The following is a 15558-nucleotide window of genomic DNA, read 5'->3' as shown; positions in this document are numbered from 1 at the left end:
CGGACCGGGGGACCCATATGTGGACGACCCCCACCCTGCAAGTCGTCGCGGATTGATCTGATCGTAGTCGCTTGCGCCCATATGTCCGGTCTGGCGGCCTTGGATATTGGCCGTCGCCAAGATGGTTTGCGCGGGATGGGTTCCGATCAAGGCAGCGGTCTGTGACGCCGTTGGGTCCCGCGGAGTGTCCCATCCATTTGATCGATCGATCACACCATCTGCCTCTTGCAAGGAACGGGTTGAGCCTGCCGGCTAGGCAGGTTGTTGGGAAGGCGCGGCGAGGCGGCGAGACGGATCGTAGTCCTGTCCGCTGACCATGAGGCGCCAGGCGATGCGGGCGGTCTTGTTGGCGAGGGCGACGGCGACCTGCTTGGTCGGCTTTGTGGCCAATAGCCGATTGAGCCATGGCCACGGCTGTCCTCGACCCGCTTTGGCGTTCTGGATCACCGCCATGGCCCCGCAGACCAGGACGGCTCGAAGCGCCTCGTCGCCGGCCCGGGTGATGCCGCCAAGGCGGGTCTTGCCGGCAGTGGAATGGTCCTTGGGCGTGAGGCCCAGCCAGGCGGCGAAGTCGCGCGCTGAGCGGAAGGCCTTGGGGTCCGGGGTCTTGGCGGCGAGCATGACCGCGCCGACGATCCCGACGCTGGGGATCCTGGCCAGCCGGCGGCTGGTCTGATCGGCCCGATGATGCGCCGCCATCCGGGCGTCGATCTCGACGATCTGCGCCTGCAGGGCGAGGAGCTGGCGGCCAAGACCCGCGAACAGGTCCCGGGCCAGGTCGGGCAAAGCCTGGTCGGCGGCGACGCGCTCCAGCAGCGGCTCGATCTTGTCCAGCCCGGTCGGAGCGATCAGCCCGAACTCGGCGGCATGGCCGCGAATGGCGTTGGTCAGCTGGGTGCGGCTTCGCACCAGTCGGTCCCGCGTCGCCAGCAGCATCAGCACCGCCTGCTCCTGAACCGTCTTGACCGGCACCGGCCTCATCGTCGGCCGGCTCATCGCTTCGCAGCCGGCCTCGGCGTCGCGACCGTCGTTCTTGCCTCGCTTCAGATAGGCCTTCACATACTGGGCCGGCAGCAGCATCACCTGATGGCCAAGCCCCGCCAGCTCCCGCGCCCAGTGGTGTGAACCTCCACAGGCTTCCAGTCCGATCACCGTCGGCGCCAGCCTGGTGAAGAACGGGATCATCTCCCGCCGCCGAAGTTGCCGGCGAATGACGACCTTCTCGCCTGCGTCCACACCGTGCAGCTGAAACAGCTGCTTGGACGTATCGATGAATATGCGCGTAGGATGCTCCACGGACGGCCCTCCTTGAGATGAGTTCAGACAACCCATCTTGGCACACCGATGCCGCCGGGGGTCGTCCACCCCATCAAGCCGGCTCCGGATAGACTCTCAGACGACGTTCACGCCGAGAATTGGGTCCCCCGGTCCGGGCTTCGCCCGGCCGGAGGATGACAGAGAAAAGGAGGCTACCAGCTCCAGTCCTTGGCGCTCTTGCGACAGCCCCCGTCCGCATACCCGCTCCAGGCCCGCCCGCGCACGACCTGTCCACCCAGCTTTCCGGTCGGTTCGCCCTTCTCCAGCGACAGCACGCCATTGACGATCACCTCGCTGACCCCGGTCGCGTACTGGCGCGGGTTGTCATAGGTGGCGTGGTCGCCGACCGTGTCAGGGTCGAACACCACCACATCGGCGCGGTAAGTCTCGGCGATCCGCCCCCGATCCCTGAGGCCGAGGTTGTGGGCCGGCATGGCGCTCAGCCGGCGGATGGCGTCGGGCAGGGTCAGGCTCTTTTCGTCCCGGGCGTACTTGCCCAGCACCCGCGCGAAATTGCCGTAGGCGCGGGGATGGGTGGAGGATTTCAGGAATACCCCCTCCGGCGCCAGCGCCGCCGCGTCGGAGCCGAAGCTCATCCACGGCAGAGCCGTCTGGCGTTTGACATTGTCCTCACTCATCAGGAAATAGACCACCTGCACCCGGCTGCCGTCGGCGATGACCAGGTCGATCATGGCGTCCTCGGGCGAGACGCCCTTTTCCTTCGCATAGTCGGCCAGGGTGCGCCCGGTCAGGGATTTCAGCGCCTCGGTCCGGAAGCCGACCATGATCGTCCCCTCCGCCCCGGCGTGGCGGTAGAGGTTCTCGTACGGCGCCTTGGGATCGCGCATCTCGGCGATCACCCTGGCCCGCGTCGCCGGGTCCTTCAGCCGGGCGATCCAGGCCTCCCGCCCGCCGGCCTGCACCCAGGGCGGCATGGCGGCGTCGAAGCCGGTCGAGCCGGCGGTGTAGGTGTACATGTTGGCGGTGATCCGCAGGCCCGAGACCCGCGCCGCCTCGATGCGGGCGATGGCGGCGTCCAGCTTGCCCCAGTTGGTCCGGCCGGCCGCCTTCAGGTGCCAGATCTCGCCCGGCGCACCCGACCGCCGCGAGATCTCGATCAGCTCGTCGATGCCGTCGAGCAGCCGGTCGCTCTCATAGCGCATGTGGCTGACATAGATGCCGCCGCAGCGCCCGGCCTCGGAGGCCAGGGCGACCAGCTCGTCGGTCTCGGCATAGCTGCCCGGCGCATAGATCAGCGAGGAGCCGACGCCCAGCGCCCCCTCCTCCATGGCCTGCACGACCAGCCCGCGCATGGCCGCCAGCTGCTGCGGCGTCGGATAGACATCGCCCTCGCCCAGCACATGGGTCCGCGCCGTCTCGGCCCCGATCATCGAGGCGACGTTGGGCCCGACGCCCTTCTTCTCCATCGCCTCGAGATAGCCGCCCAGCGTCGTCCAGGTGATCGGGTATTTGACGTCGCCCTGCCGCTCGGTCTCCTGGGCGATCATTGCCGCGTTCCAGGGCCCCATCGAGGAGCCCTCGCCCATGACCTCCAGCGTCACCCCCTGCTTGAGGTCCGACAGGCCCCGCCCATCGGCGATCAGGCTCTCGTTGGCCCAGGACAGCATGTTGATGAAGCCGGGAGCCACCGCCTTGCCGCTGGCGTCGATCTCCCTGGCGCCACGGCCAGGGAACTTGCCGACCTTGACGATATAGCCGCGCAGGATGGCGACATCGCCCTTGTAGGGCTTGCCGCCGGAGCCGTCGTAGATGGTCCCGCCGCGCACGACGATGTCATAGGCCGTGCTGGTCGCCGGCGGCGGCGGCAGGTCGGGCGACACCGACGAGCAGGACATCAGCAACAGGGCGGCAAGGGGGATCAGGCGTTTCAAGTCAGGCCTCCAGTGGGAGGCCAGCTTACAGCCCTAGCCGATCTCCGCCAGCCAGCCCGGCAGCTCGGCCAGGCTGGACAGTTCGCGGTAGCGCGGATGCTCATGCGGCGCCGTCGCCGCCTCATGCGCCCAGACCAGCGGATAGGGAATCAGCGCCGCCCAGGCGCCGGCCTCCAGCGCCGGGATGATGTCGCTCTTCACCGAGTTGCCGGCCATCACCGCCTGCTCCGCGCCGGTGCCGTGGCGGGCGAACACCCGCTCGTAGGTGCCGCGATCCTTTTCGCTGACGATCTCGACGGCGGCGAACAGATCGCCGAGCCCGGACGCCGCCAGCTTCTGCTCCTGGTGCAGCAGGTCGCCCTTGGTGATCAGCACCAGCCGGTATTTCTCCGACAGCTGCGCCAGGGCGATCTCGACGCCCGGCAACGGCTCGACCGGCTCGGTCAGCATCTCGCGGCCGGCGGCGAGGATCTCGCGGATCACCCGGGTCGGAACCTCGCCATCGGTGATCTCGATCGCCGTCTCGATCATGGACAGGGTGAAGCCCTTCACCCCGTAGCCATAGAGCCGCAGGTTCCGCTGCTCGGCCTCAGCCAGCCGGCTCTCCAGCGTCGCCTCATCGGCATGCGGCTCGAGCAGCGCCACGAACCGGGCATGGGTCAGCCGGAACAGGGTCTCGTTGTGCCAGAGGGTGTCATCGGCATCGAGGCCGACCGTGGTGATACGCATGGATGGGGTTTAGCCGATTCCTCTGCGCCCGTTGACGATCACAGCATTCGCAGTTTGGCCGAAGTTGGAGCATACCGCCCTCCGATAGCGTTTGACCCGAGGGGTTCGACTCACTACCAACGCGCCCGTTTGTCCAGCCACCCGAAAGAGCTCCCCGCCATGACCGACCTTCTTCCCGGCGTCACCGGCGTTCTGGTTCTCGCCGACGGCACGGTCCTGCAGGGGATCGGGGTCGGGGCCACCGGCGACGCGGTCGGCGAGGTCTGCTTCAACACCGCCATGACCGGATACCAGGAGATCCTCACCGATCCCTCCTACATGGCCCAGATCGTCGCCTTCACCTTCCCCCACATGGGCAACACCGGCGCCAACAGCGAAGACCTCGAACAGATGAGCGGCGGCTCCGAGACCGCCGCCCGCGGGGCCATCTTCCGCGACGTTCCGACCGAACCGGCCAACTGGCGCGCCAACGCCACGCTGAACGACTGGATGGCGCGGCGCGGCGTCATCGGCCTGGCCGGCGTCGACACCCGCAGCCTGACCAAGCTGATCCGCGAAAAGGGCATGCCGCACGCGGTCATCGCCCACAGCCCGACCGGCGAGTTCGACATCCCGGCGCTGCGGGCCAAGGCCGCCGAATGGTCGGGCCTCGTCGGCCTCGATCTCGCCAAGGACGCCACCACCCGCCAGACCTTCACCTGGGACGAGACCCGCTGGGACTGGGACGGCGGCTACGACAAACTGGAAACGCCGAAGTACGAGGTCGTGGTCGTCGACTACGGGGTCAAGCGCAACATCCTGCGCTCCCTCGCCTCCATCGGCGCCCGCGCCACCGTGGTGCCGGCCGACACCAGCGCCGAGGACATCCTGGCCCGCAAGCCCGACGGCGTCCTGCTGTCCAACGGACCGGGCGACCCGGCCGCCACCGGCCTCTATGCGGTCCCGGAAATCCAGAAGCTGGTGAACAGCGGCACGCCGGTGTTCGGCATCTGCCTGGGCCACCAGATGCTGGCCCGGGCGCTGGGCGCCCAGACGGTGAAGATGGACCAGGGCCACCACGGGGCCAACCACCCTGTGAAGGACCTGACCACCGGCAAGGTCGAGATCGTCTCGATGAACCACGGCTTCACGGTCGACCGCGACAGCCTGCCCGAAGCAGTGACCGAGACCCACGTCTCCCTGTTCGACGGCACCAACGCCGGCCTGGCCCTGACCGGCAAGCCGGTCTTCAGCGTCCAGCACCACCCGGAAGCCTCGCCCGGCCCGACCGACAGCCTGTATCTGTTCGAGCGGTTCGCCGGGCTCATGGACAAGGCGAAGTAGGCAAGCCAACAGTGGCGGGGATGACCCTTCTTCGACTGTTCCCCGCTTTGCTTCTGGCCGCATTGGTCGTCGCCGCCACCGGCGCTCCGGCGCATTCGGCTCCGTCCTGCGAGCCGGTGCGGACGATCGGGCTGTATGACATTCCCACGGTGGTGTCGGACATACGGTTCCAGGCCCTGAGAGCCGACGGCCAAGCGCCCTGCGCCGACTACTTGCTGCGGATTCCCATCGACTGGACGGAGGATGGCGCCGATGGCGCGATCAGCCTGTCGACCGTCGACAGCCCCTATGCGGCGGTCGATCTGCCACAGATCGTGCTCAAGGACCCGACCGGAGTTATTCGTGCCGAGGGTCGTGAATCCTACAGCGTCACGCCTGGAAAGGCGGTGGCGCGCCCCAGATCGTGGACGCGCGCGGAACTGAACGAATGCCGCGCCGCGCTCGGCCGCTACAGCGCCGAAGTCTGCGATACCCCGAACGCCGAATTCGCCGTCACGATCCGCAATCCCGACGACATCGCCCTGACCCGCCGCGTGCCGCTGTCCATACAGCAACGGGGCAAGGCTCGGCTGACGGGGCTATTCCTGTTAGTCGCTTTCCGGCTTGAGCCGGATCTGCCCGGTGGCCGGTTCAACGCCGTTGAAACCGTCGCCGCCACCCTGACCGGCCTGACCATCATCGATGGCGCGGGCGGCGTGCTCGCAAAAGGATGGTCGAGCGACACCCTGCCTGTCCGCGACGCCAAGGCCAAATACCAGTGGGTTCGCAAGCCTTCCGGCGAGAACGTCAACCGTGTCTATCCCGACCGCGCCATCCGGTACAACATCAGCGGGCGGGTGGTGATGACCTGCCGGGTCGGTCACTTCGGCTGGCTGCGCCGTTGCGCCGCCATCGCCGAGACACCGCCTGACTACGGCTTCGGCGATGCAGCCAAGCGGCTGGCCCGATCGATGCGTGTTGCGGCCTTCGCCGAGGGCGAGGACTTCATCGGCGCCACTGTTCGGGTCCCGCTGGCTTTCTCGACGGCGGACTCCGAGCCGTCGCCCGCTCCGGTTAGTCCGTCACCGCAGCCCTGACGGGCTCTTGCCGGTCGCCGCGACGGGTGACTCAGCTCCCTCCGACCGACTTCGAGGCGCCGGCCTCGCCCAGGTACTCCAGCGTCCGCTGGTGGCGCGGGCCGGCGGCGGTCAGCAGCGCCTCGCGCAGCGCCCCCTTGCGGACCGGGAAGTCGAGGAGGCCTCGCGCGAAGCCGGCCCCGACGGTGAACTCTGCGGTCATGCTTTTGATGCCTGGCGTCATGTCCAAGTCCGGCCCGATCGATAGCCTGAGGCCGAGTATAGGACCACCGCCTTGACCACTGCCCCATCTGTTCCGCGTAAACGCCTGACCCCCGACCAGATCCTGGTCCGCACCGCCGGCGTCTGGCTGGCCGTCGCCCTGATCGGCCAGTGGCTTTTCCTGGCCTACATCGCCGGCTTCTACGGCCCCTCGACCCTGACCGGCGACTTCGAGGCCTGGTCCCGCAACCGCATGCTGCACAACGCCTACAAGGCGGGCGATCTGATCGGCAACCTGACCTTCGGGGCCCATGCCCTGCTGGCCGGGGTCATCGCCTTCGGCGGGGCGCTGCAGGTCATGCCGCAGGTCCGGGCCCGCTGGCCAAAGTTCCACCGCTGGAACGGCCGGGTGTTCCTGATCACGGCCGTGTCGCTCAGCCTGACGGGCCTGAGCCTGATCTGGCTGCGCAAGCCGGAGCCGCAGGAGCTCTCAAGCTGGGCGATCACCGGCAACGCCGTGCTCATACTAGCCTTCGCGGGCCTTGCCTGGCGCACGGCGCGAGCCCGGGACTTCGTCGCCCACCGCCCCTGGGCCCTGCGGCTCTACCTGGTCTCCAACGCCCAGTGGTTCACCCGGGTCGGCTTCGTGGTCTGGATGATGTTCAGCCGCGGCCTCGGCCTGAAGGGCGTCAACGGCACGGCCTTCCTGATCTGGACCTTCGGCTGCTACCTGCTGCCGCTGGCCGTGCTGGAGCTCTACCTGCGGGCCCGCGACAGCAGGAGCGGCGGCGTCAAGCTGACGGCGGCCTGGGTGCTGGGGGTGTTCACTGTGCTGATGGCGATCGGGACGGCGGTGTTCTCGTTCGTGTCGATCCAGATCGTGAACGGCGGAACGCTCTAGAGCCGGTCGATCAACCTATGGTGCCTCGGAAAAACGCGGGCAGGGGGCGGCGAGGCATGGCGATCTAATGGTCGATGGCAGGCGCGCGGCGCCAGCATGTCTACCCGTAGGGCAGGCGGCCCAAGATCGTCGCCCATGAGAATCCGTACAGCGAAATCGCGCCTGCGAGCCCCAGCAACACCCAGCCGCCACGCTTCAGAGACAGGGCAAGTTCCGGTCGCATCCTGACCAGCAGGCTCCCCAACCAAAGGCCAGCCCCCAGCAGAACCAGTCCATAGCCGATCCCGTTGAACAGGCCGTTGCCGTTGAATATGGCATTGAGCAGCGCCGACTCGGGCACGTAAAGGCCAGGGTAGATCCGGCCGCCAAAGCGAAGGGCCAGCAGGAGGGTCAGGCTGCAGAGGACGACCAGCGAGGCCTGCAGCAGCCGGTTAGAGCCCGGATGACGGATCACCACAGCGCCGAGCAGGATGGTCGCGAGGAACGACGCCACGAGGGCGATCAGGTTCGGCATCTCAGTTGCCCCGCTCACGGCGCCTTGCGTTCCGTGTTCGCCTTCCCCGGCGGCGTCTGGTCGATGACCAGCAGCACCACCGGCTCTGTCCCCATCGCCGTGCCCGTATGCCACTGCCCGCGCGCCTCGACGATGGTGGCGCCGGGCTTGAATTCAACCGACGTGCCGGTGTCGAGGTTGCGCACGGTGATCGAACCGGACTCGACATAGGCGTAACGCTGGAACGGATGCCTGTGCACCGGCAGGCTGGCGCCGGCCGGAATGGTCACGCGGCTGACCGTCAGACTCAGCGGACCTTCAGGGGCGAGAATCGGTTGGCCGGTGTTGGTGGTCTCGTAGGTCCCCAGTACATGCGCCTCGGGGGCCTGGGCGACCGCCGGCAGGGCCATGCAGAGGGTCAGGATGGCGGCGAACGCGGCGGATTTCATGGTGTTGTCTCCCTGCGGCCTTTGTGAGCGAACACAGGGGGCGGATCAACGCTTGCGCACCCCCCCTCCCCCCTCTAAACGGGCGCCTTAGCCTGAATGAAGAACCGAGGGGGCCGGGCGCGCGTGGGCGCGACCGCCCTCTGACGCGCGAGTAGACCACCGATGCCCCAGCCCTCTCCCGAACAAGCAGCCAAGGACGCGGCCGTCCGCGTCAGTCTGCTCAGTCACGGCGACAAGGGCACGGCCGAGCGTCACACGCTGTTCTATTTCTACGGCGGCGATCATCGGGGCCTGGGCCGCGCCGCCAAGGCCGCCGGCTTCAAGGCCGGCCCGACCGTCTCGCTCGACGGGGTGATCCTGGAGACGACCATGGCGGTCGATACGGCCAGTTTCGGGCCGACCTCCGCCCGGATGGAAGCCTGGGCCGAAGATTTTGGTTGCCGGTACGACGGCTGGGAATGTGCAGTGGTGGTGAACTAGAGATGCCCAAACGTACTGACATCAAGTCCATCCTGATCATCGGCGCCGGCCCCATCGTCATCGGCCAGGCCTGCGAGTTCGACTATTCGGGCGTCCAGGCCTGCAAGGCGCTGCGGGCCGAGGGCTACCGGATCATCCTGGTCAACTCCAATCCTGCCACCATCATGACCGATCCGGAGGTGGCCGACGCCACCTACATCGAGCCGATCACGCCCGAGATGGTCGCCAAGATCATCGAGAAGGAACGCCCCGACGCCCTGCTGCCGACCATGGGCGGCCAGACGGCGCTGAACACCGCCCTGTCGCTGGAAGCGATGGGTGTGCTGGCCAAGTTCAATGTCGAGATGATCGGCGCCAACGCCGAGGTCATCGACAAGGCCGAGGACCGCCAGAAATTCCGCAACGCCATGGACCATCTGGGCCTGGAATCGCCGAAATCCCACGCCGCCCACAATATGGACGAGGCCCTGGCCGGCCTCGACTTCGTCGGCCTGCCCGCCATCATCCGGCCGAGCTTCACCCTGGCCGGCACCGGCGGCGGCATCGCATACAACGTCGAGGAATTCCGCGAGATCGTCGAGCGTGGCCTCGACCTGTCCCCCACCACCGAGGTCCTCATCGAGGAGAGCGTGCTGGGCTGGAAGGAGTATGAGATGGAGGTCGTCCGCGACAAAGCGGACAACTGCATCATCGTCTGCTCCATCGAGAACATCGACCCGATGGGCGTCCACACCGGCGACTCGATCACCGTCGCCCCCGCCCTGACCCTGACGGACAAGGAATACCAGCGCATGCGGGCGGCCTCGATCGCCGTGCTGCGCGAGATCGGCGTCGAGACCGGCGGCTCCAACGTGCAGTTCGCGGTCAATCCCGCCGACGGCCGGATGGTGGTCATCGAGATGAACCCGCGGGTGTCGCGCTCCTCGGCCCTGGCCTCCAAGGCCACCGGCTTCCCGATCGCCAAGATCGCGGCGAAGCTGGCGGTCGGATACACCCTCGACGAGCTGGACAACGACATCACCGGCGGCGCCATGCCGGCCAGCTTCGAACCCAGCATCGACTACGTCGTCACCAAGATTCCGCGCTTCGCCTTCGAGAAATACCCGGGCAGCGAGCCCTACCTGACCACCAGCATGAAGTCGGTGGGCGAGGTTATGGCCATCGGCCGCACCTTCGCCGAGAGCCTGCAGAAGGCCCTGCGCGGTCTGGAGACCGGCCTGACCGGCCTGGACGAAATCAACATCCCGGGGACCGATGATCCGGATAATGCCCACGCCGCCGTCCTGCGGGCGCTCGGCAATCCGACGCCCGAGCGCCTGCTGGTCATCGCCCAGGCCTTCCGCCACGGCCTGACAGTTGAAGACGTAAGACAGGCCTGCAGCTACGAGCCCTGGTTCCTGCGCCAGATCCAGGACCTGGTGCGCGAAGAGGGCCTCGTCCGCGCCGCCGGCCTGCCCGCCGCGCAAGGCCTGCGCCGCCTCAAGGCCAAGGGCTTCTCCGACGCCCGCCTGGCCAAGCTGACCGACATGACCGAGATGGAGGTCCGCGCCCGCCGCCATGCGCTGAACGTCCGCCCGGTGTTCAAGCGTATCGACACCTGCGCCGGCGAGTTCGCCGCCACCACCCCCTACATGTACTCGACCTACGAGACCGGCGCCCTGGGCCAGGCGCCCGACTGCGAATCCGATCCCTCGTCGGCGAAGAAGGCCATCATCCTTGGCGGCGGTCCCAACCGCATCGGCCAGGGGATCGAGTTCGATTACTGCTGCTGCCACGCCGCCTTTGCGCTGGCCGAGATCGGCGTCGAGTCGATCATGGTCAACTGCAACCCCGAGACCGTCTCGACCGACTACGACACCTCCGACCGCCTCTACTTCGAGCCGCTGACGGCCGAGGATGTGCTGGAGCTGATCGCCGTCGAACAAAGCAAGGGCACCCTGCTCGGCGTCATCGTCCAGTTCGGCGGCCAGACGCCGCTCAAGCTGGCCCACCCGCTGGAACAGGCCGGCGTGCCGATCCTCGGCACCAGCTCCGACGCCATCGACCTGGCCGAGGACCGCGAGCGCTTCCAGCAGCTGCTGCACCGCCTGAACATCGCCCAGCCGCGCAATTCGCTGGCCCGCAGCGCCGAGCAGGCCATCGCCGCCGCCGACGAGGTCGGCTTCCCGGTGGTCATCAGACCGTCCTACGTGCTGGGCGGACGCGGCATGGAGATCGTCCACGACCACGCCCAGCTGGAGCGCTACATCGCCACCGCCGTGCAGGTCAGCGGCGACGCGCCGGTGCTGATCGACCAGTATCTGAGCCGCGCCACCGAGGTGGACGTCGACGCCCTCTGCGACGGCAAGGAGGTCTTCGTCGCCGGCGTCATGGAGCATATCGAGGAAGCCGGCGTGCACTCGGGCGACAGCGCCTGTTCCCTGCCGCCCTTCTCCCTGCGCCCCGAGACCATCGCGGAACTCAAGCGCCAGACCACCGAAATGGCCCTGGCCCTCAACGTGCGCGGCCTGATGAACGTGCAGTTCGCCATCGAGGAACCGCTGGGCCCCAATCCCCGCATCTACGTGCTCGAAGTGAACCCTCGCGCCAGCCGCACGGTGCCCTTCGTCGCCAAGGCGGTCGGCTTCCCGGTCGCCGCCATCGCCGCCAAGCTGATGGCCGGCGTGCCGCTGGCCAGCTTTGGCCTGGTGCAGGGCGAGCCCGACCACATCGCCGTCAAGGAAGCGGTCTTCCCCTTCGCCCGCTTCCCCGGCGTCGACACCATCCTCGGCCCCGAGATGCGCTCGACCGGCGAGGTCATGGGCCTCGACTGGAAGCGCGACGGCGAGGCCGACCTGGCCCCCGCCTTCGCCCGCGCCTTCGCCAAAAGCCAGCTGGGCGGCGGCGTTGAACTGCCCCGCTCCGGCTGCGCCTTCGTCTCGGTGCGCGACGCCGACAAGGACATGGTCCTGGAACCGGTGAAGACCCTGCTCGCCTCGGGCTTCCGCGTGCTGGCCACGGCCGGAACCTGCGCCTGGCTGAAGGAGCAGGGCGTGGAGGTCGAATTCGTCCGCAAGGTGCTGGAGGGCCGGCCCCATATCGTCGACGCCATGAAGAACGGCGAGGTCCAGCTGGTCATCAACACCACGGAGGGCAAGCAGTCCCTGGCCGACAGCTTCGAGATCCGCCGCACCGCCCTGATGATGAAAATCCCCTACTACACCACCGCGGCCGGCGCGGCGGCGGCGGCGCAAGCCATCGCCACAGCCCCGACCGAGGCGCTGGATGTCCGACCGCTGCAGAGCTACGCGTAAACCCGTAGCAAGCGCGCTCTTCTCAACTATTCAGGGTCTTTGGGGCCCATTTTGTGCGGTCTTGCCGATTTGGTAACCATGGCCGGTGATGCGTTGGAGCATGACCGCTCCTTCGCCCAGGCCCCTTGACGCCCGCGCCGCCTGGGCCCTGCCGGTGGCCGTGCTGGCGCTGAGCACTGTAAGCGTCGGCGCCCTCGCCGCCGCCCCCGGCCGTCCCGATGCGATGGCCGCCGTCTATCCCCCATGGTGGAGCCCGGCCCGGGCCGCCGCCTCGGCCGCCACGGCCGGCGACCTGCAGGCCGTCGGCGGCTCCGCCACAATCCTTGTCGTCCGCTCCGACCGCCCCGGCCTGGGCGGGCGGCTGCGCGAGTCCGGCGCCCTTTTCCTCATCGATTCCCGCCTGGCGTCGTTCTGCCTCACCCCTGCCGAAAAAGACCCCGCATGAGCTTCCTCGACATCCACGGCCAACGCCGCCAGACTGCCGCCGTCGTCGTCGGCCTGATGTGGCTGCTGCTGCCGGTCATCATCGTCTCCCGGCTGCTGCTGGGCGGGGACTGGATCATGCTCGGCGTCGCAAGCTTCGCCGCCGCCGCCGCCGCGACCGGCGCCTGGCGGGGCCTGCCCGAGGCCGCGCCGGTCCGGGCCACCCTCGGCATCCTTCTGATGGCCCAGGTTTCGCTGCTGGTCGCGGCGTTGCAGGGTCACGCGTGGCAGGCCGACATGCACATGGCCTACTTCGCCGCCCTGGCGGTGCTGGCCGGCTTCTGCGACTGGCGAACCATCGCGGTCGGCACGGTGACGGTCGCCCTGCACCACCTGCTGCTCAACTTCGCCCTTCCGGCCGCCGTCTTCCCGGGCGCTGGCAGCCTTGGTCGCGTCATCGTCCACGCCGTCATCCTGCTGGCCGAGGCCGGCGTACTGCTGGCCACCACGCGCAACCTTGAAGCCCTGTTTGGCGGTCTCGAACTGCGCGCCAACGAGGCCCGCGAGGCGCTTGGGGCCGCCGCGACCGCAAGCCAGAAGGCCGCTGAGGCGCAATCCGAGACGGCGGAGCTGGAACGTCGCGGCAATGCCGAACGCGCGGCGGCGCAAGCCACGCAGCAGTCGGTGGTCAACGCCCTCGCCGACGGCCTCGAGCGGCTGGCCGCCCGCGACCTGTCGGTACGCCTGCGGACGGCCTTCCCGCCGGAATACGAGCAGCTGCGCGGCCACTTCAACGGCGCCGTCGAGGCGCTCGGCGAAACCCTGACCACCGTGCAGCGGGCCGCCCAGTCGCTGAACGCCAGCGCCGATCAGATCGCCACGGCCTCCGACGACCTGTCGCGCCGCACCGAAACCCAGGCCGCTGGTCTCGAGGAGACCGCCGCCGCCATGGAGCAGCTGACCACATCGGTGCGCCGCAGCGCTGAAGGCTCCCGCGAGGCGGCCGGCCTGGTCGAAACCGCCACCAACTCGGCCAACGCCTCGGCCGATGTCGTGCATCAGGCGACCACCGCCATGGCCGCCATCTCCGAGTCCTCCAGCCAGATCGGACAGATCATCGGGGTGATCGACGAGATCGCCTTCCAGACCAACCTTCTGGCGCTCAACGCCGGTGTGGAGGCCGCCAGGGCGGGCGACGCCGGCCGTGGCTTCGCGGTCGTCGCCCAGGAAGTGCGGGCCCTGGCCCAGCGCTCGGCCGACGCCGCCAAGGAGATCAAGACCCTGATCAGCGCCTCCACCGGGCACGTCGGCGAGGGCGTGCGCCTGGTGGCGCTCACCGGTCAGGCGCTGCACGGCATCGCCGGCGAGGTTGGCCGCATCGCCGCTCTGGTGAACGAGATCTCGGCCTCCAGCCAGGAACAGGCCACCGGCCTCCAGGAGGTCAATATCGCCATCAGCCAGATGGACCAGTTGACCCAGCAGAACGCCGCCATGGTCGAGGAAAGCACGGCCGCCAGCCACGCGCTGCGCGAGGAGTCGGGCGCCATGACCACCGCCGTCGGCCACTTCAACCTTGGCGTTGCGACAGGCGAGGCGCGCCCCGCCGCCCGCCCCGCACCCGTCACCACCGGCAGCCGTCCGTCGCCGCCCAATCCCGCCCTGAAGCAGGCGAGAGCCCGCATCCAGGCCTTCGCCGGCGGCGGCCGGCCAGCGGCCGCTTCCGAGGGTTGGGAGGAGTTCTAGCCCCGACCGGGCTGGACTCGCCCGGTCCGCGCCCTAGCTTGGCGAGCACATAGGGAATGCCGCCATGCTGATCGTCCATCACCTCAACAACTCCCGCTCCCAGCGCGTGCTGTGGCTGCTGGAGGAGCTCGGCCTGCCCTACGAGATCGTCCACCACCAGCGCGATCCCAAAACCATGCTGGCCCCGCCCTCGCTGAAGGCCGTGCATCCCCTCGGCAAGTCGCCGGTGGTCGTTGATGGCGGCTATGTGATCGCCGAGACCGGGGCCATCATCGAGTACCTGTGTGAAAAGGCCGGCGGCAAGCTGCGCCCGGCGGCCGGCACGCCCGAACGCCTGGCCTGGACCTACTGGCTGCACTACGCCGAGGGCTCGGCCATGTCGCCGCTGCTGCTCAAGCTGATCTTCGGCGCCCTGCCGGACCGCGCCCCGGGACTGATGAAGCCGCTGGTTCGGGGCATCGCGGGACAGGCGCTGAAGAGCTTCGTCGATCCCCAGCTGCAGACCCATTTCGACTACTGGGAAAGCGTGCTGGGCCAAGTCCCTTGGTTCGCCGGCCAGGAGTTCAGCGCCGCCGACATCATGATGAGCTTCCCCCTCGAAGCCGGCGCCCAGCGCGGCGACGTCAGGAACGGCCGCCCGCGCATCGCCAAATTCCTGGAAACCATCCACGCCCGGCCGGCCTATCGGGTGGCCCTGGAAAAGGGCGGGCCGTACGCCTTCGCGGACTAGGCCGCAGCCCCGGCATCAGGCAAAGCCCCGCCGTCACGCGAAGCCAGGGCGTCACGCAGGGCCTGGACCTGCTGGTTCAAGGCCTGCAGTTCGTCCGGCGTCATGCCTGAGCGGGCCGTCAGGGTGTCGCCCAGGCAACTTGAGCGCGCCAGCATGGCCCGGCCAGCGTCGGTCAGCCGAACCTGGACCTGGCGTTCGTCGAACTTGCTGCGCTGGCGCTCGACCAGGCCGGCCTGCTCCAGCCGCTTCACCGGCGGGGTGACGGTGCTTGATTCCAGCGCCAATCGACCGGCGATGGCGCCGATGGTCATGCCGTCCTCCTCGCCCAGCACGCAGAGCATCAGATACTGCGGATAGGTGATGCCCATGGCGTCCAGCATCGGCTTGTAGGTGCGGGTGATCGTCATGCTGGCGCTGTAGAGCGTGAAGCAGATCTGGTTGTCCAACGGGATGGGCATGGGAATTCCTTCTGTCGGCAACCGACACAGCTTCATATCACAAAAAAGAA

At 68.3% G+C, this 15558-nt stretch carries 15 protein-coding genes; 8 read left to right on the top strand and 7 right to left on the bottom strand.

The genetic code is table 11. From position 1 onward, the window contains the following. Nucleotides 1-252: 252 nt before the first annotated feature. From O5I81_RS05635 to O5I81_RS05625, 3 genes are all read right to left on the bottom strand, one after another. Nucleotides 253-1296 (bottom strand): IS110 family transposase, encoded by a 1044-nt coding sequence (locus O5I81_RS05635; RefSeq protein WP_271066031.1) that lies wholly within the window; start codon nucleotides 1294-1296, stop codon nucleotides 253-255. Nucleotides 1297-1469: 173 nt separating this feature from the next. Beyond that, nucleotides 1470-3209, bottom strand: a complete 1740-nt coding sequence (locus O5I81_RS05630; protein WP_271067973.1) for a D-aminoacylase — start codon at nucleotides 3207-3209, stop codon at nucleotides 1470-1472. Between the two features lie 33 nt (nucleotides 3210-3242). Further along, complete coding sequence (locus O5I81_RS05625) at nucleotides 3243-3938, bottom strand: HAD family hydrolase (protein ID WP_271067972.1); 696 nt, start codon at nucleotides 3936-3938, stop codon at nucleotides 3243-3245. 159 nt (nucleotides 3939-4097) lie between these two features. Here O5I81_RS05625 and carA point away from each other — a divergent pair, with 159 nt between their 5' ends. Beyond that, nucleotides 4098-5261 carry a glutamine-hydrolyzing carbamoyl-phosphate synthase small subunit gene (gene carA, locus O5I81_RS05620; RefSeq protein ID WP_271067971.1) on the top strand — a complete coding sequence of 388 codons (1164 nt, stop codon included), beginning with the start codon at nucleotides 4098-4100 and terminating at the stop codon, nucleotides 5259-5261. Nucleotides 5262-5281: 20 nt separating this feature from the next. Further along, on the top strand, nucleotides 5282-6337 hold the full coding sequence (locus O5I81_RS05615; protein WP_271067970.1) for a hypothetical protein: 1056 nt from the start codon (nucleotides 5282-5284) through the stop codon (nucleotides 6335-6337). A 31-nt stretch (nucleotides 6338-6368) separates the two neighbouring features. Here the strand turns inward: O5I81_RS05615 and O5I81_RS05610 are convergent, their stop codons facing one another. Then, nucleotides 6369-6539: a hypothetical protein gene (locus O5I81_RS05610; protein ID WP_271067969.1), complete on the bottom strand. Its 171-nt coding sequence runs from the start codon at nucleotides 6537-6539 to the stop codon at nucleotides 6369-6371. 72 nt (nucleotides 6540-6611) lie between these two features. On the opposite strand from O5I81_RS05610, the gene O5I81_RS05605 reads away from it, so the two are divergent. Further along, nucleotides 6612-7439, top strand: a complete 828-nt coding sequence (locus O5I81_RS05605; protein ID WP_271067968.1) for a DUF2306 domain-containing protein — start codon at nucleotides 6612-6614, stop codon at nucleotides 7437-7439. A gap of 100 nt (nucleotides 7440-7539) precedes the next feature. Here O5I81_RS05605 and O5I81_RS05600 read toward each other — a convergent pair whose 3' ends face one another. Both O5I81_RS05600 and O5I81_RS05595 read right to left on the bottom strand, forming a co-directional pair. Further along, nucleotides 7540-7953, bottom strand: coding sequence for a hypothetical protein (locus O5I81_RS05600; RefSeq protein WP_271067967.1), 414 nt, complete (start codon nucleotides 7951-7953; stop codon nucleotides 7540-7542). 14 nt (nucleotides 7954-7967) lie between these two features. Beyond that, the gene (locus O5I81_RS05595; RefSeq protein ID WP_271067966.1) at nucleotides 7968-8381 is read right to left on the bottom strand and encodes a cupin domain-containing protein; all 414 of its coding nucleotides are present in this window, start codon (nucleotides 8379-8381) and stop codon (nucleotides 7968-7970) included. A 162-nt stretch (nucleotides 8382-8543) separates the two neighbouring features. Here O5I81_RS05595 and O5I81_RS05590 point away from each other — a divergent pair, with 162 nt between their 5' ends. The 5 genes from O5I81_RS05590 (at nucleotide 8544) to O5I81_RS05570 (ending at nucleotide 15050) form a co-directional block, all read left to right on the top strand. Continuing rightward, nucleotides 8544-8861: a ribonuclease E inhibitor RraB gene (locus O5I81_RS05590; protein WP_271067965.1), complete on the top strand. Its 318-nt coding sequence runs from the start codon at nucleotides 8544-8546 to the stop codon at nucleotides 8859-8861. A 2-nt stretch (nucleotides 8862-8863) separates the two neighbouring features. After that, nucleotides 8864-12154, top strand: coding sequence for a carbamoyl-phosphate synthase large subunit (gene carB / locus O5I81_RS05585; protein WP_271067964.1), 3291 nt, complete (start codon nucleotides 8864-8866; stop codon nucleotides 12152-12154). Between the two features lie 100 nt (nucleotides 12155-12254). Next, on the top strand, nucleotides 12255-12599 hold the full coding sequence (locus tag O5I81_RS05580) for a hypothetical protein (protein WP_271067963.1): 345 nt from the start codon (nucleotides 12255-12257) through the stop codon (nucleotides 12597-12599). Next, the gene (locus tag O5I81_RS05575) at nucleotides 12596-14320 is read left to right on the top strand and encodes a methyl-accepting chemotaxis protein (protein WP_271067962.1); all 1725 of its coding nucleotides are present in this window, start codon (nucleotides 12596-12598) and stop codon (nucleotides 14318-14320) included. Before O5I81_RS05580 ends, O5I81_RS05575 begins: the two co-directional genes overlap by 4 nt. Nucleotides 14321-14384: 64 nt before the next feature. Next, nucleotides 14385-15050, top strand: coding sequence for a glutathione S-transferase (locus O5I81_RS05570; RefSeq protein ID WP_271067961.1), 666 nt, complete (start codon nucleotides 14385-14387; stop codon nucleotides 15048-15050). On the opposite strand, the gene O5I81_RS05565 is transcribed toward O5I81_RS05570, so the two are convergent. Then, a complete protein-coding gene (locus O5I81_RS05565) occupies nucleotides 15047-15508 on the bottom strand; it encodes a MarR family transcriptional regulator (protein ID WP_271067960.1) in 462 nt (153 codons plus the stop codon). The two genes, O5I81_RS05570 and O5I81_RS05565, sit on opposite strands and share 4 nt — an antisense overlap. Between the last annotated feature and the right edge of the window lie 50 nt (nucleotides 15509-15558).

Origin of the sequence: Caulobacter sp. NIBR1757, from assembly GCF_027912495.1 — a bacterium.
In the GTDB taxonomy this organism is placed as follows: Bacteria; Pseudomonadota; Alphaproteobacteria; order Caulobacterales; family Caulobacteraceae; genus Caulobacter.
The sequence above is the reverse complement of the archived record's forward strand: the minus strand, read 5'-3'. Positions and strand labels throughout refer to the sequence as shown.